Genomic DNA, 299 nt, shown 5'->3' on the forward strand with positions numbered 1-299 from the left:
CAAAAATAGAGATGCGGAAGTAGCTCAGTTGATAGAGCATTAGCCTTCCAAGCTGAGGGTCGCGGGTTTGAGCCCCGTCTTCCGCTCTCATTATTGAAACATAGTTTCTCGAAAGGGCAAGTACCAGAGTGGCCAAATGGGGCAGACTGTAAATCTGCTGGCTTATGCCTTCGGTGGTTCGAATCCATCCTTGCCCACAAAAATAGAGATGCGGAAGTAGCTCAGTTGATAGAGCATTAGCCTTCCAAGCTGAGGGTCGCGGGTTTGAGCCCCGTCTTCCGCTCTCATTATTGAAACAT

The 299-nt window shown here is 49.2% G+C and carries 3 tRNA genes; all 3 read left to right on the top strand.

The window, feature by feature from the left end:
• Positions 1 to 13 precede the first annotated feature (13 nt).
• The 3 genes from H6A61_RS15560 (at position 14) to H6A61_RS15570 (ending at position 283) form a co-directional block, all read left to right on the top strand.
• A tRNA-Gly gene (locus H6A61_RS15560) sits at positions 14 to 86 on the top strand.
• 28 nt (positions 87 to 114) lie between these two features.
• Positions 115 to 197, top strand: a tRNA-Tyr gene (locus H6A61_RS15565).
• 13 nt (positions 198 to 210) lie between these two features.
• Positions 211 to 283: transfer RNA gene (locus H6A61_RS15570), tRNA-Gly, on the top strand.
• The last annotated feature ends 16 nt before the right edge of the window (positions 284 to 299 follow it).

The organism is Bacteroides caecigallinarum, from assembly GCF_016901995.1.
Lineage (GTDB): Bacteria > Bacteroidota > Bacteroidia > Bacteroidales > Bacteroidaceae > Phocaeicola > Phocaeicola cellulolyticus.